Here is a 23,656-nt window from a genome sequence, read left to right as displayed (position 1 = left end):
ACTTTTGGCACGCTGTTGAGTTCTCAAGGAACGGACGCTTCCTTTGTACTCACCCTCGCGGGCTTTCCTCCGGGCTTCCCTTCGGTCCTGCTGTTCTACTTGTCTTGCTCTTTTTCCGTGTTGCTGTCTTGCGTCTCCGACTCTATCAGTCCTTTTCCCTCTCCTTGACCACCGATTCGCAGGCATGCCGATACGGTGTCCGAAGAATGATCGAGAATTGATAGCCGCCTCCGACCCCCGACTCAAAGTCACGTTGGGGTCAGGCAGGAGTACGACCCTACATGCCGTCGACCGACGCAAGCAAATCGTTTCCGGTCTCCGGCAGGGTCCACCAACCGGATGGTCTCCCTCGGAACCGGCACTTCCTATGACTTACCCTTCTGAACAGCACGTCGTCCCCTCACGGAGGGTGACGGCGGCCCCCGATCTCCGCCCCACTGGGAGGCTCCCCCATGACCACCATCGTGACCGCCCCACTGCCCGGCCGTGCCATCGGACTCACCGCTGTTCCCGACCCGGTGTTCGCCGGCGCGATGGTCGGACCGGGTATGGCCATCGATCCGGTCCGGGAGCCCGGTGAGGCCGTCTCTCCGGTCGAGGGGGTCGTGGTCTCGCTGCATCCCCATGCTTTTGTCGTCGTGGACGCCGAAGGCCGTGGAGTGCTGACGCACCTCGGTATCGACACCGTCCAGCTCAACGGTGAGGGGTTCGAGCTGCTCGTCAACAAGGGGGACAAGGTCACGCGCGGGCAGGGGGTCGTCCGCTGGGACCCGGCCGCCGTCGAGAAGGCCGGGAAGTCGCCGGTCTGCCCCGTGGTGGCGCTCGAAGCCACCGCCGACTCGCTCTCCGACGTCCGTGAGGACGGCGAGGTGGAGACCGGCGACACGCTCTTCGGCTGGCAGTGACGCCGGTGCCGTATGTCAGGGGCGAGCGTCGGGCGCTTGTCGTACTTCCCTCGCGGCGACCGGCTCGCCGCATAACCGGAGACGGGTGAGATGGAGACAACGCTGCGAGGCGTCGGGGTCAGCCACGGAGTGGCGATCGGCGAGGTCAGGCATATGGGGACCGCGGTGCTCGAACCGCCGGCCAAGCAGATCCCGGCGGAGGAGGCGGAGCGGGAGCAGGGCCGTGCCCGTCAGGCCGTCGACGCGGTGGCGGCCGATCTGATCGCGCGCGGCAATCTGGCCGGCGGAGAGGCCCAAGGGGTCCTCGAAGCCCAGGCGATGATGGCCCAGGACCCCGAGCTGATGGCCGATGTGGACCGGCGGATCGCGGTCGGGAGTACGGCCGAGCGCGGGGTGTACGACGCGTTCGCCTCGTACCGCGCGCTCCTCGCCAACGCCGGGGAGTATCTGGCCGGGCGGGTCGCGGACCTGGACGATGTGCGGAACCGTATCGTCGCCCGTCTGCTGGGCGTGCCGATGCCCGGTGTGCCGGACAGCGACGAGCCGTATGTACTGATCGCCCGTGATCTGGCGCCCGCGGACACCGCGCTGCTCGACCCGGCCCTGGTGCTGGGTTTTGTGACCGAGGAGGGCGGGCCGACGAGCCACAGCGCCATTCTGGCGCGTGCCCTCGGGGTGCCGGCCGTGGTCGCGCTGCCAGGTGCCCAGGAGCTGGCCGAGGGCACGGTGATCGCGGTCGACGGCAGCACCGGTGAGATCTTCGTCGAGCCGAGTGCGGAGAAGCGGGCGGAGCTCGAACGGGCCGCCGCCGAGCGCAGGGCCGCGCTGTCCGCCTCCACCGGGCCCGGTGCGACCTCGGACGGTCACACGGTGCCGCTGCTGGCGAACATCGGTGGCCCCTCGGATGTGCCGGCCGCTGTGGAGGCGGGCGCCGAGGGTGTCGGGCTGTTCCGTACCGAGTTCCTCTTCCTGGACGACAGTGAGCGGGCGCCCTCGGAAGAGAAGCAGGTCGAGGCGTACCGCGCGGTGCTCGAAGCGTTCCCCGAGGGCCGGGTGGTCGTACGGGTGCTGGACGCCGGCGCGGACAAGCCGCTGGCGTTCCTCACTCCGGCCGACGAGCCGAACCCGGCGCTCGGGGTACGTGGTCTGCGGAGCCTGCTGGACCATCCGGACGTGCTGCGGACGCAGTTGACCGCGCTGGCGAAGGCCGCCCAGGGGCTTCCGGTGCATCTGGAGGTCATGGCGCCGATGGTGGCGGACCGTACGGACGCGAAGGCGTTCGCGGACGCCTGCCGTGAGGCCGGGCTGCACGCGAAGTTCGGTGCCATGGTGGAGATTCCGTCGGCCGCTCTGCGGGCGCGTTCCATCCTCCAGGAGGTCGAGTTCCTTTCACTGGGGACCAACGATCTGGCGCAGTACACCTTCGCGGCGGACCGGCAGGTGGGCGCGGTGTCGCGGTTGCAGGATCCCTGGCAGCCCGCGCTGCTGGACCTGGTGGCGCTGTCGGCGGAGGGTGCCAGGGCCGAGGGCAAGAGCTGTGGGGTGTGTGGTGAGGCGGCCTCCGATCCGCTGCTCGCGTGTGTGCTCACCGGTCTCGGTGTGACCTCGCTGTCGATGGGTGCGGCGTCGATTCCGTATGTACGGTCGGCGCTCGCGAAGCACACGCTGGCGCAGTGTGAGCGTGCCGCTTCCGCGGCGCGCGCCGCGGACACCGCCGAGGGGGCCAGGAAGGCCGCGCAGGCGGTGCTGTCCGGCGAGTGACCTGGGCGGTCCGACGCCGGTGACGGTCCGACGAAGGGGCTTCCCGCCGTGCGTGCGGCGGGAAGCCCCTTCCGCCTTCAGTGATGGGTGCCGGTGTCGTCGAGATGGAGGGCGAAGCCCGCGCGGTACTCCACGCCGGATTCCGGGGAGAGCGGCTCTCCGGTGTCCGCGTCGGTGCAGTACGCGTTGAAGACCTCGGCCTCGGTGAGCGGGACGGGTTCGCCGCGGTCCAGACGCCAGCCGTGCAGCCGGTCGGGGAGGTCCGGTCCCGTGGTGCGCAGGACGATTCCGCCGGGGCTCTCCAGGGCGATGCCCAGGGCCAGGACACTGACGAACTCGGCTCCTTCGGAGGAGCCGAGCAGGGCGGGTGCTCCTTCGGGCCGGTCGGTGTGCAGGACGGCCAGGAGCTGTTCGCCGGCGGCGGGGACGCTGCACACGAGATGGTGGGCGCCGGGTCCCGCCGCGTCCAGCAGCCTCAGCAGGATGTGGGAGGCGCGGTCGAAGGCCGCGCCTCCGATGTCCTGTCCGCACTCGGCGCACTCCCCCAGATCGCCGAGGACCGCCGTCGCGTACTCCCAGGTCGCCCTGCGGACGGCGGTGCTGATGAGCAGGGGCACGAGACGGTCGACGGGCTGTCCCGTATGGGCGAGGGCGGCTCCGCTCGCGGGGATCGTGGCGGTGAAGCGGTTGCGGGCGGCAACGGAGTCCGGGTCGAGTCCCCTCTCCGCGCAGTACTCCGCGAACTCCTCGGGGTCGAAGAGGCCGACGGTGGTGTGCACGCCCCGGGACGCCAGGGAGGTGAGCAGCCCGTCGATCTGCCGCAGATAGGCGGCGTGGTCGTCGAAGGTGAAGGTGCGGTAGCGCCGCATCGCGGTGAAGTCCTGTTCGTCGGCGAGCAACCCGACGGTGCTGGGGATCTCCCGGCGCAGTCTGCGCCGGGTCCTCCTGGCCGTCCCCCTCGGTCCTGGCCCGCCGGACCCGGACCTCTTCGGGCTGTCGGGCCGCGGCTGTCCGGTCCGGGGCCGTTCGGTCCGTCGGTGGCGTTCGGTGTGCGTCATGTCTCCCCCTGAGCGCTGTCGATCACTGTTCACTCACCGTAACCGGGGGGTCGGACAATGGTGCTCCGCCGCGGGCCGGCGCCGGTGGTGGGCCGGCGCCGGGGAGCGGCCGTCAGGAGCGGGTGCGGGCCAGTTCCTCGTAGAAGCGCAGCAGTTCGAGGTTGTCGACGGAGCCCGCGTTGACGGCCTTGTCCAGCGCCGTGCCCTGGAGGAGGCGTTTGACGGGGACCTCGATGCGCTTGCCGGTCAGGGTGTGCGGAATACCGGGGACTTCGATGATCTCGTCGGGGACATGACGGGGGGAGAGCCGCTCACGGATGGTCTGCTTGACCTGTGCGCGGAGTGTGTCGTCGAGGACGGCGCCGGGGGCGAGATGGACGAAGAGCGGCATCCAGTAGCCGCCGTCCGGCTCCTCCAGGCCGATGACGAGGGATTCGCGGATCTCGGGGAGGCGTTCGACGGCTTCGTAGATGTCGGCGGAGCCCATCCGGACTCCCTGGCGGTTCAGCGTGGAGTCGGAGCGGCCGTGGATGACGACCGAGCCGTGGCCGGTGAGGGTGATCCAGTCGCCGTGGCGCCAGACGCCGGGGAACATCTCGAAGTAGCTGTCGCGGTAGCGGCTGCCGTCGGGGTCGTTCCAGAAGCGCACCGGCATGGACGGCAGCGGGTTGGTGACGACCAGTTCGCCGACCTCGCCGACGAGTGGCTTGCCCTGGGGGTCCCATGCCTGGAGGTCGGTGCCCAGACAGGGGGCCTGGAGTTCACCGATCCGGACGGGCAGGGTGGGTACGGCTCCGGCGAAGCAACTGCACACGTCGGTGCCGCCGCTGACGGAGGCGATCCAGAGGTCCTCGGCGACATCGTCGTGGAGCCAGCGGAAGCCGTCGGGCGGCAGTGGCGAGCCGGTGGTGGCGACGCACTTCACCCGGGAGAGGTCGTGGTCGCGGCCGGGGTGCGCCTCCGCCTTGCGGCAGGCCATGACATACGCGGCGGAGGTGCCGAAGACCGTGGTGCCGGTGCGCTCGGCGACGGCCCACTGCGCGTCGACGGCGGGATGGCCGGGGCTGCCGTCGTACAGCACGATCGTGGTGCCGGTGAGCAGCCCCGAGACCAGGAAGTTCCACATCATCCAGCCGGTGGAGGTGTACCAGAAGAAGCGGTCCTCGGGGCCGAGGTCGAAGTGGAGGCCGATCTGTTTGAAGTGCTCCAGCAGGATGCCGCCCTGGGACTGCACGATCGCCTTGGGCAGGCCCGTGGTGCCGGAGGAGTAGAGGACCCACAGCGGGTGGTCGAAGGGGACCTGTTCGAAGACGGGGCCGGGGCCGCCGGGCGGTGTGGCGGCCGCGGTGAGGGCCGACCATTCGAGGGCGCCTTCGGGGGCCGGGGTGCCGAGCAGCGGCACATGGACGACGGCGCGCAGGGTGGGCAGCTCCCGGCGGAGTTCGGCGACCGTCCCGGTGCGGTCGTGTTCCTTGCCGCCGTAGCGGTAGCCGTCGACGGTGAACAGGACGACGGGTTCGACCTGCTGGAAGCGGTCCAGGACACTGCGCGCGCCGAAGTCGGGGGCGCAGGAGGTCCAGACCCCGCCGACGGCGGCGGTGGCGAGGAGGGCGACGGCGGCCTGCGGGATGTTGGGGAGATAGCCGCTGACGCGGTCACCGGGGCGTACGCCGAGGGCGCGCAGTTCGGTGGCGAGGGAGAGCACCTGGCGCTGGAGCTCGGCCCAGCTCATCGAGATCTGTTCGTGTGTCTCGTCCAGATACAGGATGGCCGGCTCATGGGCGCGGGCCGGATCCTCGGCGGTGCGCAGTGCGTGTTCGGCGTAGTTGAGGGTGGAGCCGGGGAACCACTGGGCGCCCGGCATGGTGCGGTCGCCCAGGACCTGGGTGTACGGGGTGGAGAAGCGTACGTCGAACCAGTCGGCGACGGCCCTCCAGAAGGTGTCGAGCTCCTCGACGGACCAGCGGTGCAGCGCCGCGTAGCCGCCCTCGGCCGGGGCTCCGTACCGCTCGGCCGCCCAGGCCTGGAAGCGGGTGACGCGTGCCGCGGCGATACGGCCGGGATCCGGCTGCCAGAGGGGGGCAGGGCTTGCTGCTGCGGTCATGGGGCGGCTCCCGGCGGGCTCGGCGCCGGTGTACGGCGCTGGTGTACTCGTCGCTCGTGCTGGTCGCTTCGTGCTCGACGCTGATCTGCTCGACGCTGGTGTGCGTCGGTCGCCGCGCACGGGCGGGGGTGTGCGCGTGACACGACTGACACGGACGATGCCATGTGATCGTCCTACACACCAGGTCTCACCACCCATGGTCGTCAGGGCGGATATGTGCTCTGACCACGGGTGAACGGAAGCTGAACGATGCCCCACACGTCTGGACCGGGTGGCAGGCTGATCATCATGGACGGTCGTGAACTGGTGCGTTCGATGAAAGTGGTCGGTTCGGTGCAGGGGCTGCGCGCCGTGCGGTCGGCGTGGCGCCAACGGCGTACGGATGCCAGGGAGCTGGTACCGCGCGGCGCGGAGCGGGCCCGGGTGCCGGGGCCGGTCAGTGGCGCGGAGCCGCTGCCCGGCGGTGGCACCGTACGGTTCGCGCGCGCGGAGCTGCATGTGTGCGTCACGGTGGGCGGAGCCGTGTTCTGGGGATGGGACGGCGCCGAGCCGCTGCCCTCGTACGCGCTCGCCGGGACTCCTCCGGAGCCGGACACCCGGGCCGCGCTGGAGCCGGACACGGACGGCGGCTGGCGGGTGGTGTCGGAGCGGGTGACGGTGGCGGTCTCACGCCACGGAGGTGTGGAGGTCCGTACACCGGGCGGTGTGGTGCTGCGCCGGGAGCTGCCGCCGCGCTGGTGGGAACCGGTCGCGGGCGGTCCGGCGCGCTGGGTGCAGCGGAGCGAGGTGGCGGCGGACGCGCGGTTCTTCGGACTGGGCGGGCGGGCGTCGGGGCCCCGGCTGCGGAACGGTACGTACCGGCTGTGGAACACCGATCCCGGCGGCCGCTTCGGTCCCGGGGACGATCCGCTGTATGTGACGATGCCGGTCCAGCTCGTGGTGGCCGACGGCGGCACGCATCTCGCCTTCCACGACAACTCCTGGGACGGCCGGGTCACCCTCCGGGAGGGCGAGGAGGGCGCGGGCTCGGGTCATGACCGGCCCGGCACGAGCGAGCTGCGCATGGACGGCGGGCCGCTGCGCTGCTGGGTGGTGACGGGGACGCCCGCGCGGGTGCTGCACGGCTGGACGGCGCTGACCGGAGCGCCCGTTCCCCCGCCGTCCTGGGCGCTCGGGCCGCAGCACGCCCGCTGGGGTTTCGGCAGTGAGCGGGAGGTCCGGCGGATCGTCGCGGGCTACCGGACGCGTGGTCTGCCGCTCTCCGCGCTCCATCTCGACATCGATCACTACGACGCGCATCAGGTCTTCACCGTCGACCGTGGGCGCTTCCCCGATCTGCCGGGGCTGGCGGAGGAGCTGCGCGCGGACGGGGTGCGGCTGGTGTCGATCGTCGATCCCGCCGTGAAGGCGGAACGCGGCAACGCGGTGTACGACAGCGGTTCCGCGGCCGGGGCGTTCGTACGGGACGCGCGGGGACGGGATGTCCAGGGGGTCGTGTGGCCCGGCGAGTGCGTCTATCCGGACTTCACGGATCCGGAGGTGCGTGACTGGTGGGGCGGCCTCTACGAGGAGCGGCTGGCGCAGGGCTTCGCCGGGGTGTGGCACGACATGAACGAGCCGGTGTCGTTCGCCCCGTTCGGCGACACGACGCTGCCGCGTTCGGCCAGGCACCAGTTGGAGGGCCGGGGCGGGGACCACCGTGAGGCCCACAACGTCTACGGACTCACCATGGCACAGGCCGGTTTCGAGGGGCTGCGCCGACTGCGTCCGGACGAGCGGCCCTTCCTGTTCTCGCGTTCCGGCTGGGCCGGTATGCAGCGGTACGGGGGCACCTGGTCCGGCGATGTGTCGACGGGCTGGCCGGGGCTGCGGGCCTCGCTCTCGCTGGTGCTGGGGCTCGGGCTGTGCGGGGTGCCGTACTCGGGTCCCGATGTGGGCGGTTTCGACGGCAGTCCCTCGCCCGAGCTGTTTCTGCGCTGGTTCCAGCTCGGGGCGTATCTGCCGCTGTTCCGTACGCACGCGGCGATCGACGCGGGGCGCAGGGAGCCGTGGGAGTTCGGCCCCGAGGTGCTGGAACACGCGCGGGCCGCGCTGGTCGAGCGGGAGCGCCTGCGGCCGTACTTCGTGACGCTCGCCCAGCTCGCCCGGCTCACCGGGGCGCCGTACGCGCGACCGCTGTGGTGGGGCGCCCCTGAGGACCGGGCGCTGCGCGACTGCGAGGACGCGTTCCTGCTCGGGGACTCGCTGCTGGTCGCGCCGGTGCTGGAGCGCGGTACGGACCGGCGGGCGGTGCGGCTGCCGCGCGGGCGGTGGTACGACACGGCCACGGAGCAGGCGTACGACGGCCCCGGCCAGGTGCTGCTGGACGCGCCGCGCTCCCGTATCCCGGTACTGGCGCGGGCGGGCGCGGTGATTCCCATACGGGGAGCGGACGGCGGTCCGGAGCTGGAGGTGTGGGCCCCCGCGGCGGGTCGTTCGGGCGGCGGTCTGGTGGTGCGGGACCCGGGCGACGGCTGGGGGCGGGCGGAGGTGGAGCGGTACTCCTCGCGTGTGGTGGACGGCCGGGTCCGGGTGACGCGTGTGACGGGGCAGGGGCCGGTGGAGCCGGAGTGGCCGGTACGGGTCCGGGGGCGGTGAGACCGGACAGCGGGGGCGCGGGCGCGGAGGGGTACGGCAGGGCGGGGCGCGGTCACCGCGCGGCAGGTCACGGTCCTGGTCGCGGCAGGGCGGGGTCATGGCCACGGCGGGGCGGGGTCGGCGTCGCGACGGAAGCGCCCTGCGCGGCGGCCGTGCGGCTCGCTCCGCCCGTCCCCCCGTGTCAGGCGCCCGTGTCAGGCGCCCGGCGCGGTGGCGTAGCGGCCGGCGAACCAGGACCGTACGGCCTCGGTGTGCAGCGGGAACGCCAGCCGCGCCGGGGCCCGCAGAACATGCCAGCCCGAGGTCTCGTCCGTGGGTACCGAGGGCGGCAGTCGATCGGCCCGCCGCTCCGGGAGCAGTCCGAAGAGCAGCAGATGACCGCCGGGCGAGCTGAGCGCGTCGGCCAGCCGTACGTCCGCGCCGTCCGCCTCGATCCCGGTCTCCTCGCGCAACTCCCGTACGACCGCGTCCCGCCAGTCCTCCGCGTGGTCGACGAAGCCGCCGGGAAGGGCGACACCTCCGTACGCGGGCTCGATGGTGCGGGTGATGACGACCAGTCCGCCGCCCCGTCCGTCCGTCACCGGCAGCAGCGCCACGGCGACGGGCAGCGGATTGCGGTAGGCGGTGGCGCCGCAGGCCGCGCAGGTACGGGGCCAGCCGGCGTCCGCCGGATACGGCGTACCGCAGCTTCCGCAGTGGGAGTTCGGCACGGGTCTGTTCGCCGGCTCCGGCACGCTCTCGGGGCCGGGCACGTTCTCGGGCTGGGACGCGTTCTGGGGCTCGGACACGCGCGGACTGTATCCGATCACCCTTCCCCGGAGTCCCCGGAACTGATAGACGAAGGTGCTCATGACCAGACTTGAGTCCGTGCTCCGCGTCCTGGCCGCCTCGGCCGCCGCCGCGCTGTTCGCCGTCACCGGCCCCGCGCCCACCGCCCAGGCCGCGCCGGAACGGTCCGTACCCGCACCGTCCGTAGCCGTTCCGCCCACGCCGGGGCCCTTCACCTCGGGGCCCTTCACCTCGGAGCCCTCCACCACGGAGCCCCTCGCCTCGGAGCCCTCCACCACGGAGCCCCTCGCCTCGGAGCCCTCCGCGCCGGAGGAATTCGTGGCCCTGCGTACTGTCGCACCGACGATCATCCAGGAGATGCGCTACCTCACTCCGCACACCTTCCTGGGCGAGCCCGTGGACGGCTACCGGCAGCCGGTCTGCATCGTCACCCGCTCCACCGCGGAGGCGCTGCGCCAGGCGCAGCTCCACCTGGTGCGCCAGGGGTACTCCCTGAAGGTGTACGACTGTTACCGGCCGCAGCGGGCCGTCGACCACTTCGTACGGTGGGCGCGGGATCTCCAGGACGAGCGGATGAAGGCGGAGTTCTATCCGCGCGTCGACAAGTCGCGCCTGTTCGCGGACGGTTACATCGCGGAGAAGTCCGGGCACAGCAGGGGCAGCACGGTGGATCTCACCCTGGTGAAGCTGCCGGCCCTGCCCACCCGGCCGTACATACCGGGCGAGAGGCTGGCCCCCTGCTACGGCCCGCGGGCCGAGCGGTTCCCCGACAACTCGGTGGACATGGGCACCGGTTTCGACTGCTTCGACACCCTCAGCCACACCGACGACCCCCGGATCCAGGGCGAGCAGCGCGCGAACCGGCAGTTCCTGAAGACAACGCTGGCCGCGGTCGGATTCACCAATCTCCCCGAGGAGTGGTGGCACTTCACCCACAAGCCGGAGACGTTCCCGGACACCTACTTCGACTTCCCGGTGGCGTGGCCCTCCGTCCTGCGGAACTGACGGCGGGAAGGGAGGGCGACGGACGGCCGGGACCACCCCCGTGGGCTCCGGTCGCCCGTCCGCACGAGGGACGCGCGAGACCCGTATCCGGTTGTGCCGTCAGCGGTTACGGTGCCTTCATGGCGCAGCAGGAGTTTGATTCGTACGAGGAATTCTGGCCCTACTACGTCGCCATGCACTCCAGGGCGGCGACCCGCTGGGTCCATCTGACCGGCACGCTCACCGGACTCGCGGTCAGTGCCTACGGCCTGGCGCGCGGGCGGAAGCGGTATGCGGCGGCGCTGCCGCTGATCGGGTACGGAACGGCCTGGCCCGCGCATTTCCTGATCGAGAAGAACAATCCCGCCACCTTCGGGCATCCGGCGTGGTCGCTCCGCGGTGATGCGCGGATGATCCGGATGATGCTGGCGGGCCGGGACGGGGAGCTGGCGGAGATCGCGGAGAAGTGGCTCGCCGAGCACCGCTGAGCCACGCCCGGGACGCGGTCCGGCACCGCTCGGCCACGTCGCTCGGCCACGCCGGGCCCGAGCGCGGTTCCGTACGCACGGGACCCGGCGGGCCGGCGTGCGGGGCGCCTCCGCGCGCGACGGAACTTTACGTTCCGGACGTCCGTGTCAAGACCGTCCCTGAACAGGGTGTGCTGTCCATGACCTTGACGCTCCCTCACGAGCCGGTGAAAACTTCCTCTTCGCCGTCAGCGCCGCAGGTCGGCGCGCTCAGCACGCTCGTCACGGAGATCCGGGGCCGACGGGTCCCGGGCCAGGTCTAGGAGCCGCCTTGAGCAATGGGGACATATTCGTCGGTGAGTTCATCGGTACGGCCATACTCATCCTTTTCGGCGCGGGGGTCTGCGCCGCGGTCACGCTGCACCACTCCAAGGCGAAGGCGGCCGGCTGGGTGGTGATCGCCTTCGGCTGGGGCTTCGGCGTACTGGCGGGCGCGTACACCTCCGCACCGCTGTCGGGAGGCCATCTCAATCCGGCGGTGACCGTCGGTATCGCGGTCGACACGGGCGAGTGGGGCAAGGTCCCGCTCTATGTCCTCGGGCAGATGACGGGCGCGATCCTCGGCGCGGTGCTGTGCTGGCTGACGTACTACGCGCAGTTCCGGGCCAACGCCGACGCCGCGCTGGCACAGCCGACGCTCGGGATCTTCTCGACGGCGCCGGAGGTCCGCAGCCCGGTGGCCAACGTGGTCACCGAGGTGATCGCCACGACCGCGCTGGTCCTGCCGATCCTGGCCTTCGGGAGGAACGCGGGCATCGGTATCGGTGAACTCCCCGGCGACGCCGGTGTGTACGGCTCCGGGATCTCCGTCCTGCTGGTCTCGCTGCTGGTCGTCGGCATCGGCCTGTCGCTCGGCGGACCCACCGGCTACGCCATCAACCCGGCCCGCGATCTGGGCCCGCGGATCGCGCACGCGCTGCTGCCGATACCCAACAAGGGCGGTTCGGACTGGGGTTACGCGTGGGTCCCGGTGGCCGGGCCGCTGATCGGCGGGGTTCTCGCCGGAGTCGTCTTCAACGTGGCGTTCTGACGCCGCTCCGCACGCGCCGCTCCGACAACTGCACCGCACCACGCCACTTCACCCGTGCCGCTTTCCGACCCACCGATCAAGGGGACGTCATGACGGAGAAGTTCGTCGCCGCCATCGATCAGGGCACCACGTCGAGCCGCTGCATCATCTTCAGCCACGACGGGGCGATCGTCGCCGTCGACCAGCGTGAGCACCGGCAGATCTTCCCCAAACCCGGCTGGGTGGAGCACGATGCCGCCGAGATCTGGTCCACGGTGCAGGCCGTGGTGGCCGGGGCCCTGGACCGGGCGGGGCTGCGGGCCGATCAGCTCAGCGCGCTGGGGATCACCAATCAGCGGGAGACCACCGTCCTGTGGGACCGGGCGACCGGTGAACCCGTGCACAACGCGATCGTCTGGCAGGACACCCGTACCTCCGCGCTCTGCCGTGAACTTGGCGGCGAGGACGGCCAGGACCGGTTCCGTGACACCACCGGGCTGCCGCTGGCGAGCTACTTCTCCGGTCCCAAGGCGGCCTGGCTGCTCGACCATGTGCCGGGGCTGCGGGAGCGGGCCGAGCGCGGCGAGATCGCCTTCGGGACGATGGACTCCTGGCTGATCTGGAATCTCACGGGCGGCACGGACGGCGGGGTGCATGTCACCGATGTCACGAACGCGTCCCGCACCCTGCTGATGAATCTGGAGACCCTCCAGTGGGACCCCTCCATCCTCGCGGCGATGCGGGTGCCCGAGGCCGTTCTGCCGGAAATCCGGTCCTCGGCCGAGGTGTACGGGACGGCTGTGGGCCTGCTCGCCGGGGTGCCGGTGGCGTCCGCGCTCGGCGACCAGCAGGCCGCGGTCTTCGGCCAGGCCTGCTACGACACGGGTACCGCGAAGAACACCTACGGGACGGGCAGCTTCCTGCTGCTCAACACGGGCGAGCGGCCCGTACCGTCGAAGAGCGGACTGATCACGACGCTCGGCTACAAGATCGGTTCGGAGGCGCCCGTCTACTGTCTGGAGGGGTCGATCGCCATCACCGGAGCCCTGGTCCAGTGGTTCCGTGACCAGCTCGGCCTCATCGACAGCGCGGGGGAGATCGAGTCGCTCGCCGCGAGCGTGGACGACAACGGCGGGGCGTATGTCGTACCGGCCTTCTCCGGGCTGTTCGCACCGTACTGGCGCTCCGACGCGCGCGGGGTGATCACCGGTCTGACCGGCTATGTCACCAAGGCGCATCTGGCCCGCGCGGTGCTGGAGGCGACGAGCTGGCAGACGCGTGAGGTGGTCGACGCGATGTACCAGGACTCGGGCGTACGGATCACCACCCTGAAGGTGGACGGCGGGATGACCGCCAACAATCTGCTGATGCAGCATCAGGCGGATGTGCTGGGGGTGCCGGTGATCCGGCCGAAGGTCTCGGAGACGACCTGTCTGGGCGCGGCGTACGCGGCGGGGCTCGCCACCGGTGTCTGGTCGGATCTGGACGAGCTGAAGACGCACTGGCGGCGTGACGCGCAGTGGTCGCCCCGGATGGAGCCGGAGGTGCGCGAGCGTGAGTACGGCAACTGGCGCAAGGCGGTGGAGCGCAGCTTCGGCTGGCAGGAGGAGGACAGCCGGTAGAGTCATCCGGGAGGACGGCTGGCGGTCCGCCGGGCGGGTGTCCCGTACGGCCCGTACCCCGCTCCGGGGGTACGGGCCGTTCCCTCACGGGTCACGGGCTACGGGTCACGGGCTACGGGTGGGGTACGGCCGGCCCCGGGCCCGGTACTGGTCCGGTCAGGTGCCGGCGGCGTGCGCGCGTTGCAGCGCCGCGCGGGTCATGGCGTGCTCGACGACCGTGACCAGGACCTCCTTGACGGATTCCCGCTCACGCGCGTCGCACATCACCAGCGGGACCTCGGGATCCAGGTCGAGCGCCGCCCGTACGGTCTCGGCCGGGAACCGGCCCGCGCCCTCGAAGCAGTTGACGGCGACGGTGAACGGGATGTCACGCCGCTCGAAGTAGTCGACCGCCGCGAAGGAGTCCGCGAGACGCCGGGTGTCGGCCAGGACGACCGCGCCGAGGGCGCCCTGGGCCAGCTCGTCCCAGAGGAACCAGAAACGGTCCTGGCCCGGGGTGCCGAAGACGTACAGCACCAGATCCTCGCGGAGGGTGATCCGGCCGAAGTCCATGGCGACCGTGGTGGTCGTCTTGCCCTCGACCCCGTCGACATCGTCGACGGGCCGGCCCGCCTCGCTCAGCATCTCCTCGGTACGGAGCGGCCGGATCTCGCTGACCGCTCCCACCAGCGTGGTCTTGCCCACGCCGAAACCGCCCGCGACCAGAATCTTCAGCGTCACCGGATCGACCGGACGCTGCCCGTGGCTAGAGCGCCCGAAGACCATTGATCACCTCGCGGAGAATGTTCACGTCCGGCAGCTCGGCCGGCGGAACGGGACGGGTTACATGCACGATCTCGCTCTCGACGAGATCGCCGACCAGCACCCTGACCACCCCGACGGGGAGGTCGAGGCTCGCCGAGAGTTCGGCGATCGACTGGGGCATGGCGAGGCAGCGTTCCACGATCTCCACGTGTTCCGGGGAGAGCGTCTGGTCCCGGGTGGGATCCTCGGCCGCCGGTTCGGGGACGACGATCGCGATCAGGTCGAGCCGGTGGCGCGTCGCGCTGCTGGTGCGGCCACGCGTCATCGCGTACGGGCGTACCACCGGTCCGGCCTCGCCGTCGAACCAGTGCTGCGGATCCTGACCTTCGTCACTCATCCCAGCCCACTCACCCTCCGGCGGGCAGACCGGTCCGGGGCGCCGTGCCGAGATGGACGCCCACCCTCTTGACCATCAGCGTCATCTCGTAGGCGACCTGGCCGACGTCGGAGTCCGCGTCGGAGAGCACGGCCAGACAGCTCCCGTCGCCCGCGGCGGTGACGAAGAGGAACGCGTCGTCCAGTTCCACGACGGTCTGCCGGACCGAGCCCGCCTCGAAGTGCCGGCCCACGCCCTTGGCGAGACTGTGGAACCCGGAGGCGACGGCGGCGAGATGCTCACCGTCCTCACGGGTGAGGTCCTTGGACGTACCGGTGGCAAGGCCGTCGCCGGAGAGGACCACGGCCTTGCGGATGCTGGCGACCCGCTCGACGAGTTCGTCGAGCAGCCAGTTCAGCTCCCCCGAGGCGTCGGGATCGATGGAGTTGCGTGCTGCGGCGTTCGGTGCGGTCATCGACCGTCCCCCTCCGATGTGGTTCCTTGTGTATCGCCGGGGCCGGTGGAGTCCTCGGCATCGTTCTGCCGACGACCGCGCTGCCAGCCCCGTTGGAGCGAAGCCATACGGCTGCGTACTTCGTCCGCGTCCCGCTCGGTGTCGTGGAGCGCGGCCGAGGCCTGGGAAGGGGTGCGGTCCGGGGTGATGTCCCGCAACTGGGGGGCGAGGCTGGCCTGCCTGATCCGGCGGGGCAGCCCGTCCAGCAGTAGCGGTGCCCCGTCGGACGGCGGCCGGGTGTCCGGACCCGACGGCTGTGCCGGTACGCCGGACCAGCTACGGCCCGTTCCGCCGACGCCCTGTTCCCGGACGGGCTGGACACGGTCCGGTTCGTCCACGCGCCGGCCGCGGTCCGCGACCAGGGTCGGGGGTTTGCGGCGGGGCAGACCGACCGGGCCGCCGGAGCGCCGGCCGGAGTCGCCGGCCTGCTGGTGCTGTTCGTGGAGACCGCGCTCCGGGGAGACACGTCCGTCCCGCCGGTCGCGGAAGTCGCGGCCGCCGTCCCGTGTGTCCCGTACGTCCCGTCCCTCGCGCGCGTCGCGCGGAGCGCGGGCCTCCCGCATGTCGCGTGTGTCGCGCAGGTCACGGGCATCGCGCAGCTCGCGGGCGTCGTTGCCGGAGTCGCGCAGACGCTCACGGGCGCGGAAGAGCCCTCCGCGCTCGCTCCCGGTGTCCTCCGGATCGGCGATGCGGTCACCTCCGCCGAGTATGCCGTCGCCGCCGAGCACCGGTCCGCTCCCGACTCCCAGGGTGCCGACCGGGGCTTCCAGTTCGACCGGGCCGTCGAGCACGGACGGGCCGCCGCCGCGACCGGTGGGGACCTGTGCCAGCGCGGTGCGCCGGCCGCCGCCCTCGGCGCGGTGGCGTCCGCCGCCCGTGGCCCTCTTGCGGTCGAGGCGGAAGCCGGTGCCCTCGGTCTCGGGGGCGTCGGTCAGCAGCGCGACGGGCAGGAAGACGACCGCGGTGGTGCCGCCGTACGGGGAGGGCTGGAGCGAGACACGGACGTTCTGCCGCTGGGCGAGGCGGCTGACCACGAAGAGGCCGAGCCGGTCGGTGTCGGACAGTTCGAACTCGGGGGTCTCCGCGAGCCGCAGATTCGCGTCGAGCAGCACTTCGGGTGCCATGCCGAGACCGCGGTCGTGGATCTCCAGGGTGAAACCGTTGGCGACCCGCTCGCCGTGGACCTGGACCGCGGTGTGCGGCGGCGAGAACACCGTGGCGTTCTCCAGGAGTTCGGCGATGAGATGGGTGAGGTCGGCGACGGCGGGGCCGCCGACGCCGATCCGGGGCAGCCGGCGGACCTCGATGCGCTCGTAGTCCTCGACCTCGGCGACGGCGGCGCGCACCACGTCCATGAGCTGTACGGGCTTGCGCCACTGCCGGGAGGGCGCCGCTCCGGAGAGGATCACCAGGCCTTCGGCGTGCCGGCGCATACGGGTGGTGAGGTGGTCGAGCCGGAAGAGGTCGGCCAGCTCCTCGGTGTCCTCCGTACGGCGCTCCATGGTGTCCAGGAGCGTGAGCTGACGGTGGAGCAGGACCTGATTGCGGCGGGCGAGGTTGACGAACACCTCGGAGACACCACGGCGGAGGTCGGCCTGCTTCACGGCGGCCTCGACGGCGGCGCGCTGGAGGGTGTTGAGCGCCTGGCCGACCTGGCCGACCTCGTCACGCTCGTAGTCGAGCCGCGGTGCCTCGGTCTCCACGTCGACCTGTTCGCCCGCGGCGAGCCTGCGCATGACGCTGGGGAGCCTGACGCCGGAGACCTCGTGGGCCTCCTTGCGGAGCTGGGTCAGGTCACGAATCAGGTCGCGGCCGACGCGTACGGACACGATCACGGAGACGAGGAGCGCGACGAAGCCCACCGCGGCGGCGACCATGAGCCGGATGAACACCTCGTCGCGCACGGGGTCGATATGAGCCTGGTAGAGGGCGTGGGCCTGGGCGCTCTCGCTGGTCAGGTCCTCCAGGACCGGGGCGGTCATCTTCTGCCAGCGCGCGATGTCCACGGTGTCAGGACCCTCGACGGGGCCGGCCGCGATGAGGTCGTCCTCCGTCTGGCGCAGCGCGAGCGTGGCGGGGGTACGCCAGTACTGTTCGAGCGTCACCCGGTCCGTGAGGGGCAGGTCGGCGAGGTTGGTCTGATACAGGACGGTGCGGTTCGCGACCAGATCGGTGAGCGCCCGGACGTCCTGGGCGGTGAACCTGCGCGCGATCAGCGCGGAGGCGACCACGGCGTCCTCGCGGGAGAGCATCTCCTTGGCACGGCCGAGACCGACCAGCGCGCGGCCCCAGTTGTCCCCGTCCACGTCCTCGTGGCCGTACAGGGACGCCAGGAAGTTGTGGCTCGGGTCGACGAGCTGGTTGTAGAAGTCCAGCGCCTTCTCACGGGTGACGGTGCTCTCGTCCACGGAGCGGCGCATCAGGCCGAGACCTTCGAGGGATCCGGTGAACGCGTTGAACCGCTCACGCGTAATGGAGTCCATACGGTCGAGAACCGTGGCAGTGGCGTTTCTCCTGACGAGCGCCACGGCCTGGTCGGTGTCGGCGCGGCGGCTTCGCAGTTCGGTCAGCGAGTCCGCGGCGCGTGGGTCGGAGAGATAGACGAGTGTCTGCCGGCGCTCGCTCTGGAGGACGAGGACGGCGTCCTCCACCGGGTGGCCGACCTTCTTGATGACATGGCCGACATCGAGGAGCTGATTGGCCTGGCCGCCGGTGAGGACGGTGACGAAGGCCCACATGACGGTGAGCGCGACGAGCGGCACGAGCAGCAGCGCCACGATCTTCCGGCGGATGGATTTCCCGCGAAAGCGCATGGCCTCCCCCAGCTCGATCCCCGCCCGGTGCGGGAGATACTCCGTCAGCAAACGGCGCGAGCCTACTACTGTCACACCGGCAACTCGAAGACACATCCGGATGATTTTCGGCCGCTCCCCGATGCCTTGATCATGAGTTGTCCCGGTATTCGGCGAGATGACTTCGGCCGTGGCGAGACCGGCGGAGAGCCGGGGAGACAAGTACCGGCCGAGCCGGTTGGCTTGAACCATTCGGTCGGCGGGTTGACGGGAATCTTCACGCGCCGCCATTCGTCCTAGTGTGCGGGGATCAGGGGGAAGTGGAGAGCACTGCGGGCGGTTCGTGTATCACATTCGGTTCCATGGCCGGCGTGAAGCGCGACGAGGCGGGCAGTCACCCTTGAGTCGGACAGTGGACAGTGGGTGGGGAGTGACGTCCATGGAGACGGATGAGCGGCGTGACGCGACGTCGGCGGGTGGGGTCGCGGAGGTGTCCCGGGGGCTCTGGGTCGAGGAGCCGGCGGTGCGCTACCGCATGCCGGATCCGGTCAGGACGGCGGCCGTCCGGGCGGTGATCATAGCGGCGGTGACACTGATTCAGGCCATGGTCGCCTTCCTCAGCACCCTCGCGGGGTCCTGGCTGGCGTTTCCGATGGTCCTGAGCAGTGTGGCCTCCACGGTGGTGGCGACCTGGGGCGTGCTGGACGTATGGGTGACCCGCCAGGTGTGGAACCAGCGCAACGGCGTGGTGTCCGCGCCCAGCAGCACGGCCCGGCAGCTCCGCAGGGAGCGGCGCAGGGCCAGGCGCGCGGCGAGGAGCGCGGCCCGTGAGGCGGCGCGGATACGCAGGCGGGGCCGGCGGCATCAGAACAGGCTGAGCGAGGCCTGAGCCCGCGGGCCGACGAGCCCGCCGTCGGCCGGCGCGAGGGCGGGCCCGCCGTCGCGCCGGCCGCCGGCGGCCGGGCCGGCCGGGGATCGGACCGGCCGGGGATCGGGCCGTCGGCCTGTGCCGTGCTCGTCCCGGCGGCGGGGCCGGTCAGTCGGCGGCGGGTTCGGGGGTCCGGCGGAACATCCGTGTCGCGGTGATCTCGCCGTGCACGCTCTCGGCGTCCGTCTCCCGCTGGGGCAGGCCGGGGCGCAGATGTTCCTCGACACTGATGTATTTGAGTCCCGCGCGCAGATCGGCGTCATTGCGCAGCCGGATGACCAGGGGGAACTCCGCCAGCGCCGTCGTGTCGAAGAGACCGGTGGTGTAGAGGAGCTGCACACCGAGGGCGTCCGAGACGGCGCGCTGGAGCTCCAGCAGATAGGTGGCGTTGGCGCGGCCGATCGGGTTGTCGAGGAAGAGCGTGCCCGCGTGACGGTGCTTGTCACGGCCGCGGTCGTTGCTGCGCAGCGCGGCCATCGTGCAGTACAGCGCGATCGCGGCGGTGAGGAGCTGGCCGCCGGAGAAGACATCGCCCATCTGCCCGACCGGGACCCGCTCGGCGCGCAGTACGGCGTCGGGCTTGAGGATCTCCACGGCGACCCCCTTGGGCTGGAGCGCGGCCTGCACACCGCGCAGCAGCAGGGACATACCGTCCCTGCGGAGGTCCGAGTTCTTCTTGAGGGCGGCGCGGGTCGCCTCGTCGACGACCTCGCCGAGCCGCTCGATGAGCGTCGACCGGTCCGGCTCCTCGAAGCGGATACGGAGGAATTCCTGGCCCGACCACTCCCCCAGGCCCTCGGGCAGCCGGGAGAGCCGCTGCGCCGAGCGGAGCGTCGTCAGCGCGGACTCGACCAGGCCGCGCAGCCGGTCGACGATGGAGTCACGGTTGCGTTCGAGCTGTGCCAGTTCGTCCGTCAGCACCCGCAGCCGGGGGGCGAAGGCCTGGGCCCAGGCCGCGGCGTGCTCCGGCAGCGCGGACGCGGGCAGTTCGCGGATCTGCTGGCGCGCGGGGGTGCGCACCTGTTCGTAGCGGGTCGAGTTGGCGTGCCGTACGAGCACGTCGGAGGCTTCACGGACGGCGGCCTCGGCGGCGGAGAGGTCGGAGGCGCAGCCGCGCAGTGAGCGGCGGGCCTCGGCCGTGGCCTGCCGTGCCTCCTCCGGGCTGCCGGGATAGGGCTCGGGCCGCTGGGACGACTCCTCGTCCCCGTCGTCCTCGGCCACGGCGCCCCGGAGCAGATCGCGCAGCAGGGCGGCCGTCTCGTCGAAGCCGCCCGCCGCGTCCTCGGCGGCCCGGTGGGCGTGGAGCAGTTCGCCGTGGGCGGCGCGGGCCGTCTCCAGGGCGTCGGACCTGACGGCGAGTTCGGTGGTCGCGGTACGCAGGAGGCTCTGTGCCTTCTCCGCGTCGGCGGGCACCAGTTCCCCGGGCAGTTCGGTGTGCGCCTCACCGTCCTGCGGGGCGAGCCGCTCCGCCTCGCCCCGGAAGCGGCCGAGCTGCTCGCTGGCGGTGGAGGCGCGCGACTCCAGCATCTGCACCAGTGACTCGGCGCGGGCCGCCGCCGCCTGCCGGGACGGGCCGTCGGCGCCGTCGGTGGATTCGAGGAGCTGGGCGGCGCGGGTGCGCACCTTGTTGGTGAGCCGGTCCAGTTCGGCGAGCGCGGCGCTCTCGTCGCTCTCGGCGCGGGCCTGTTCCGCCCGCAGATCGGCGCCGACGCCCACCTTCTCGTAGAGCTGGGAAGCGGCGCGGTAGGCCTCGCGCAGGGCGGGCAGCGCGGTACGCGGTGCGTCGGGCTCCCGCTCGGGGAGGTTCTCGGGCGCGCCGGCGATCTCGGCGCGCTCGGCCCGCAGGGCGCGGGCGGTACGGCGGGCGTCGTCGGCGGCGCGCTGGGCCGCCCTGCGGTCCTCGTCGGCGGCGCGGGCGCGCTCCAGGCACACGGCCGCACGGGCCTCGGACTCGGCTGCCTCGTCGGCCAGTTCACGGAGTTTCGACTGCCACGCGGCCCGCTCCCGGAGCCGGAACGCGAGCCCCGCCAGGGCGTCGGCGGCGCGGCGGGCGCGCTGGGCGGCCTCCTGCTGTTCGTCACGGACCCGCGCGGTGTCGGCGGCCGCCTCGTCCGCCTCGGCCCGTACCGTACGGGCCTCGGAGAGGACCGCAGCCGCCGTCTCCGCCGCGCTGGTGGCCGTACGGGCCGCCTCGGCCAGCTCCAGGAGCATGCCGGGCGGGCAGTCCGCGCGCCAGGAGCCGAGCCGGGCGGCGAGGGCGCGGTCACCGGCGAGCCGGGCCGCGAGCACCCGGATCTCCTCGTCCCGGGCGGCGGCGCGGCTGCGCAGCGCCTGCCGCTCCTCGTCGGCGGCGTGCTCGTCGTGCATGGCCGGGTTCGGCGGTACGAGGAAGACCCCGCTGTCGTCCGTCCCTTCGGCGCCGGGCCCCGGCACGGGAGCGAGCAGCGCGGCGGCGGTGCCCACGGCGACGGCGGACCTCGGCAGCAGGGCCGCGCCCGCGAGGGTCTCCCGGGCACGGGCGTGCGAGGCCGGGTCGGTGATCACGACGCCGTCGACCAGTTCGGGCCGCGCGGCCAGCACGGCGGCGTGGTCGGCCGGGTCGACGGCCTGGGCGAGATAGCGCCAGCCGGGGAGCGCGGGGATACCGTGCTCGCCCAGATACTCGACGGTGGCGAGGACATCGGGGCCCGGCGGCAGCAGTCCGCCGTCCCCGAGCGCGCCCAGGATGCGGGAGTCGTCGGCGGCGGCGGTGCGCAGATCGAAGAGCTGCCGTTCGGCCGCGGTGACGCCCTGGTCGAGCAGCTCACGCAGTTCGTCGGCGGAGCGGTCCAGTTCCTCGGCGCTCAGCGGGCCGTCGGCGGGGCGTCGGCGCGCGGGAGCCGAGGGCCCGCCCCCGGTCGTACCGCGCCCGCCCCCGGTCGTACCGCGTTCGGCGTCGGCCGTACCGCGCTCGGCGTCGGCCGGTGCGCCCCGGCCGGGGGCGTCGGCCGGTGAGGAGCCGGTCCGCGGTCCCGGCACCCCGGCCCGGGTGGGGGCGGTGGGGGCGGCCATGGGCAGGCTCAGCAGCGCGGTGAGGCGCTCGTCCCCGGCGATCGACTCCGCCGCGCGGCGCTCCGCGTCGTACGCGTGCTCCGCGGCCAGCGCCGCGTCGGCGGCGCGGGCGGCGGCCAGTTCGGCGCGGGATTCGGCGGAGGCCGCTTCCCTGGCCCGGTCGGCGGCCGTACGCGCGGCCTCGCGTGCCGTGTCCCAGCTCGCGACGGCGGACTTCTCGGCGTCGCTCGCGGCGAGCGCGGCGCGGGCCGGGTCCGCGTCGGGCGCGGTGTCGTCGAGCCAGCCCGCCCGTACCGCCTCGGCCGTCTCCTGCTCCACCTCGGCGAGGCGCTGGCGCAGATGCCCGGCCTCGCTGCGGGCGCGCTGCGCCTCGGTGGCGGCGGAGGTCGCGTCGCGGTGGGCGGCCTCGCCCGTCTCCTGGAGGACGGCGGAGCGCTCCTCCTCCTCGTTCGCCAGCCGCTCGCCGTCCTCGGCCGCCGCGTGCAGGGCCCGTACGAGATCGGCCGCCGCGGTCGCCCGCGCGGCCAGCGCGGGCGCGGCGTCGCGCTCGGCCTCACGGATCGCGACGGCCACCCGCGCGGAGCGGTCGGCGGCGGCGCGGTGGCGCAGCACGGCCTCGGCGGCCTGCCACGCCGAGTGCAGCGTACGGGCGTCGGTCAGCTCGCGGCGCTGGGCGGCGGCGCGCTTCTCGGCGGCGGCGAGGGCCAGGGAGGCGTGCCGGTAGGCCAGTTCGGCGGCGATCAGCGAGCTGTGCCCGCGGGTCTGCTCGGCCGTGGTCACGGTGTGCGCGGCGGCGGTGACCCGCTGGGCGAGATCGGCGGCGCGTCCGCGCTCCTCGGCGGCGCGCGCCTGGAGCCGTCGTACGAGCGTACGGGCCCGGCGCTCGGCGCCCGCGTGGATGTCCCGGGCGCGTGCGCGGGTCCCGGCGGCCTCCACGATCCGGCCGAGCAGATCGACGGAGCCCGCGGTGAAGTCGCGCTCGGCGGTGAGCTCGGCGCGGCGGCCCAGCTTGTTCCCGAACCCGCCGACGAGGTCGGCGAGTCCGTCCGTGTCCCGGGTGTCGGTGACGGCGCGCAGCAGCAGATCGGTGAAGTCGGAGTCCTTCTTGACCGCGAAGAGGCCCGCGGCCTCGCCCTCGTCGGCGTTCATCTCGCGCTGGTAGCGAAAGAGTTCGGGGTCGAGCCCCAGATCGCCGAGGTGCTCGTTCCAGCGGTCGTGGATCTCCTCCCAGTGGATGTCGAGATGCGGATAGACCTTGCCGGCCTCGGTGAGGGCGTCCCGGAAGCCCTTCATGGTGCGGCGTCTGCCCCGCGCGCCCGAGACACCCTCGACGGGCGGCCGTACGGCGGTGGACTCGGCGACCGGCAGGGAGTCCAGGCTCAGCCCGGGGCCCGGCCGGAAGGAGTACCAGCCCTCGGCGAACCTCCTGGGGTCGTTGGACACCTGGCGGCCGCGCCACTCGCTGGCCTTGCCCACCACCACGAGTTCACCGGTGAGGGTGTGCTGCCACTCCAGGGCGACATGGCCGCAGTCGTCGGCCAGCAGGAACTTCCGCAGCACACCGGAGCTGGCGCCGCCGAGGGTGTTGCGGTGTCCCGGCAGCATCACCGAGAAGATCAGCTTGAGCAGCACGGACTTGCCGCCGCCGTTCTCCAGGAAGAGCACGCCCGCCGGGGCCGGGCGGCGCGGCGGCCCCACCGGCTCCTCCTCGAAGAACTCCGCCTGGGCGGGCGCCGGATGCGGCACGGGCGCGCCCACTCCGCGCAGATCGAGCACGGTGTCGGCGTAGCGCGCACCGGCAGGCCCGATGGAGTAGAGGCGGACCCGGGACAGCTCGTACATGGCGGCGGACTCT

Annotated in this window: 16 protein-coding genes; 8 read left to right on the top strand and 8 right to left on the bottom strand. The window is 72.3% G+C overall.

The window, feature by feature from the left end:
* The first annotated feature begins 452 nt into the window (after positions 1–452).
* Positions 453–905 (top strand): PTS glucose transporter subunit IIA, encoded by a 453-nt coding sequence (locus tag ACFYYH_RS32670; protein WP_388558922.1) that lies wholly within the window; start codon positions 453–455, stop codon positions 903–905.
* A gap of 90 nt (positions 906–995) precedes the next feature.
* On the top strand, positions 996–2,666 hold the full coding sequence (gene ptsP / locus ACFYYH_RS32665) for a phosphoenolpyruvate--protein phosphotransferase (protein ID WP_388558919.1): 1,671 nt from the start codon (positions 996–998) through the stop codon (positions 2,664–2,666).
* A 77-nt stretch (positions 2,667–2,743) separates the two neighbouring features.
* On the opposite strand, the gene ACFYYH_RS32660 is transcribed toward ptsP, so the two are convergent.
* Entirely contained in the window at positions 2,744–3,724 is a 981-nt protein-coding gene (locus ACFYYH_RS32660; RefSeq protein ID WP_388558916.1) for a hypothetical protein, read from the bottom strand.
* 112 nt (positions 3,725–3,836) lie between these two features.
* Positions 3,837–5,828 carry an acetoacetate--CoA ligase gene (locus ACFYYH_RS32655; RefSeq protein WP_388558913.1) on the bottom strand — a complete coding sequence of 664 codons (1,992 nt, stop codon included), beginning with the start codon at positions 5,826–5,828 and terminating at the stop codon, positions 3,837–3,839.
* A gap of 288 nt (positions 5,829–6,116) precedes the next feature.
* Between ACFYYH_RS32655 and ACFYYH_RS32650 the strand changes: the two genes are divergently transcribed.
* On the top strand, positions 6,117–8,465 hold the full coding sequence (locus ACFYYH_RS32650; RefSeq protein WP_388558931.1) for a TIM-barrel domain-containing protein: 2,349 nt from the start codon (positions 6,117–6,119) through the stop codon (positions 8,463–8,465).
* A 194-nt stretch (positions 8,466–8,659) separates the two neighbouring features.
* Here the strand turns inward: ACFYYH_RS32650 and ACFYYH_RS32645 are convergent, their stop codons facing one another.
* The gene (locus ACFYYH_RS32645; protein ID WP_388558910.1) at positions 8,660–9,253 is read right to left on the bottom strand and encodes an NUDIX domain-containing protein; all 594 of its coding nucleotides are present in this window, start codon (positions 9,251–9,253) and stop codon (positions 8,660–8,662) included.
* A gap of 61 nt (positions 9,254–9,314) precedes the next feature.
* Here ACFYYH_RS32645 and ACFYYH_RS32640 point away from each other — a divergent pair, with 61 nt between their 5' ends.
* From ACFYYH_RS32640 to glpK, 4 genes are all read left to right on the top strand, one after another.
* Positions 9,315–10,259 carry a M15 family metallopeptidase gene (locus ACFYYH_RS32640; protein ID WP_388558907.1) on the top strand — a complete coding sequence of 315 codons (945 nt, stop codon included), beginning with the start codon at positions 9,315–9,317 and terminating at the stop codon, positions 10,257–10,259.
* 119 nt (positions 10,260–10,378) lie between these two features.
* Positions 10,379–10,726 carry an Mpo1-like protein gene (locus ACFYYH_RS32635; protein WP_388558904.1) on the top strand — a complete coding sequence of 116 codons (348 nt, stop codon included), beginning with the start codon at positions 10,379–10,381 and terminating at the stop codon, positions 10,724–10,726.
* Positions 10,727–11,036: 310 nt separating this feature from the next.
* Complete coding sequence (locus ACFYYH_RS32630) at positions 11,037–11,795, top strand: MIP/aquaporin family protein (protein ID WP_388558902.1); 759 nt, start codon at positions 11,037–11,039, stop codon at positions 11,793–11,795.
* Positions 11,796–11,884: 89 nt separating this feature from the next.
* Positions 11,885–13,396, top strand: a complete 1,512-nt coding sequence (gene glpK, locus ACFYYH_RS32625; protein WP_388558899.1) for a glycerol kinase GlpK — start codon at positions 11,885–11,887, stop codon at positions 13,394–13,396.
* A 156-nt stretch (positions 13,397–13,552) separates the two neighbouring features.
* On the opposite strand, the gene ACFYYH_RS32620 is transcribed toward glpK, so the two are convergent.
* From ACFYYH_RS32620 to ACFYYH_RS32605, 4 genes are read right to left on the bottom strand one after another with little or no spacing between them, the layout of a single operon-like run.
* Positions 13,553–14,161 (bottom strand): ATP/GTP-binding protein, encoded by a 609-nt coding sequence (locus ACFYYH_RS32620; protein ID WP_388558896.1) that lies wholly within the window; start codon positions 14,159–14,161, stop codon positions 13,553–13,555.
* Complete coding sequence (locus ACFYYH_RS32615; RefSeq protein ID WP_388558893.1) at positions 14,142–14,537, bottom strand: DUF742 domain-containing protein; 396 nt, start codon at positions 14,535–14,537, stop codon at positions 14,142–14,144. Before ACFYYH_RS32615 ends, ACFYYH_RS32620 begins: the two co-directional genes overlap by 20 nt.
* Before the next feature lie 10 nt (positions 14,538–14,547).
* The gene (locus ACFYYH_RS32610) at positions 14,548–14,991 is read right to left on the bottom strand and encodes a roadblock/LC7 domain-containing protein (protein WP_388558890.1); all 444 of its coding nucleotides are present in this window, start codon (positions 14,989–14,991) and stop codon (positions 14,548–14,550) included.
* Positions 14,988–17,843 carry a nitrate- and nitrite sensing domain-containing protein gene (locus tag ACFYYH_RS32605; RefSeq protein WP_388558928.1) on the bottom strand — a complete coding sequence of 952 codons (2,856 nt, stop codon included), beginning with the start codon at positions 17,841–17,843 and terminating at the stop codon, positions 14,988–14,990. Before ACFYYH_RS32605 ends, ACFYYH_RS32610 begins: the two co-directional genes overlap by 4 nt.
* Positions 17,844–18,261: 418 nt before the next feature.
* On the opposite strand from ACFYYH_RS32605, the gene ACFYYH_RS32600 reads away from it, so the two are divergent.
* Positions 18,262–18,711 carry a hypothetical protein gene (locus ACFYYH_RS32600; protein WP_388558887.1) on the top strand — a complete coding sequence of 150 codons (450 nt, stop codon included), beginning with the start codon at positions 18,262–18,264 and terminating at the stop codon, positions 18,709–18,711.
* A gap of 147 nt (positions 18,712–18,858) precedes the next feature.
* Here the strand turns inward: ACFYYH_RS32600 and ACFYYH_RS32595 are convergent, their stop codons facing one another.
* Positions 18,859–23,643: a hypothetical protein gene (locus tag ACFYYH_RS32595; RefSeq protein WP_388558884.1), complete on the bottom strand. Its 4,785-nt coding sequence runs from the start codon at positions 23,641–23,643 to the stop codon at positions 18,859–18,861.
* Positions 23,644–23,656: the final 13 nt, after the last annotated feature.

The organism is Streptomyces sp. NPDC002018 (assembly GCF_042890865.1).
In the GTDB taxonomy this organism is placed as follows: domain Bacteria; phylum Actinomycetota; class Actinomycetes; order Streptomycetales; family Streptomycetaceae; genus Streptomyces.
Note: the sequence above shows the minus strand (reverse complement) of the source record. Positions and strands in the feature narration are given on the sequence as shown.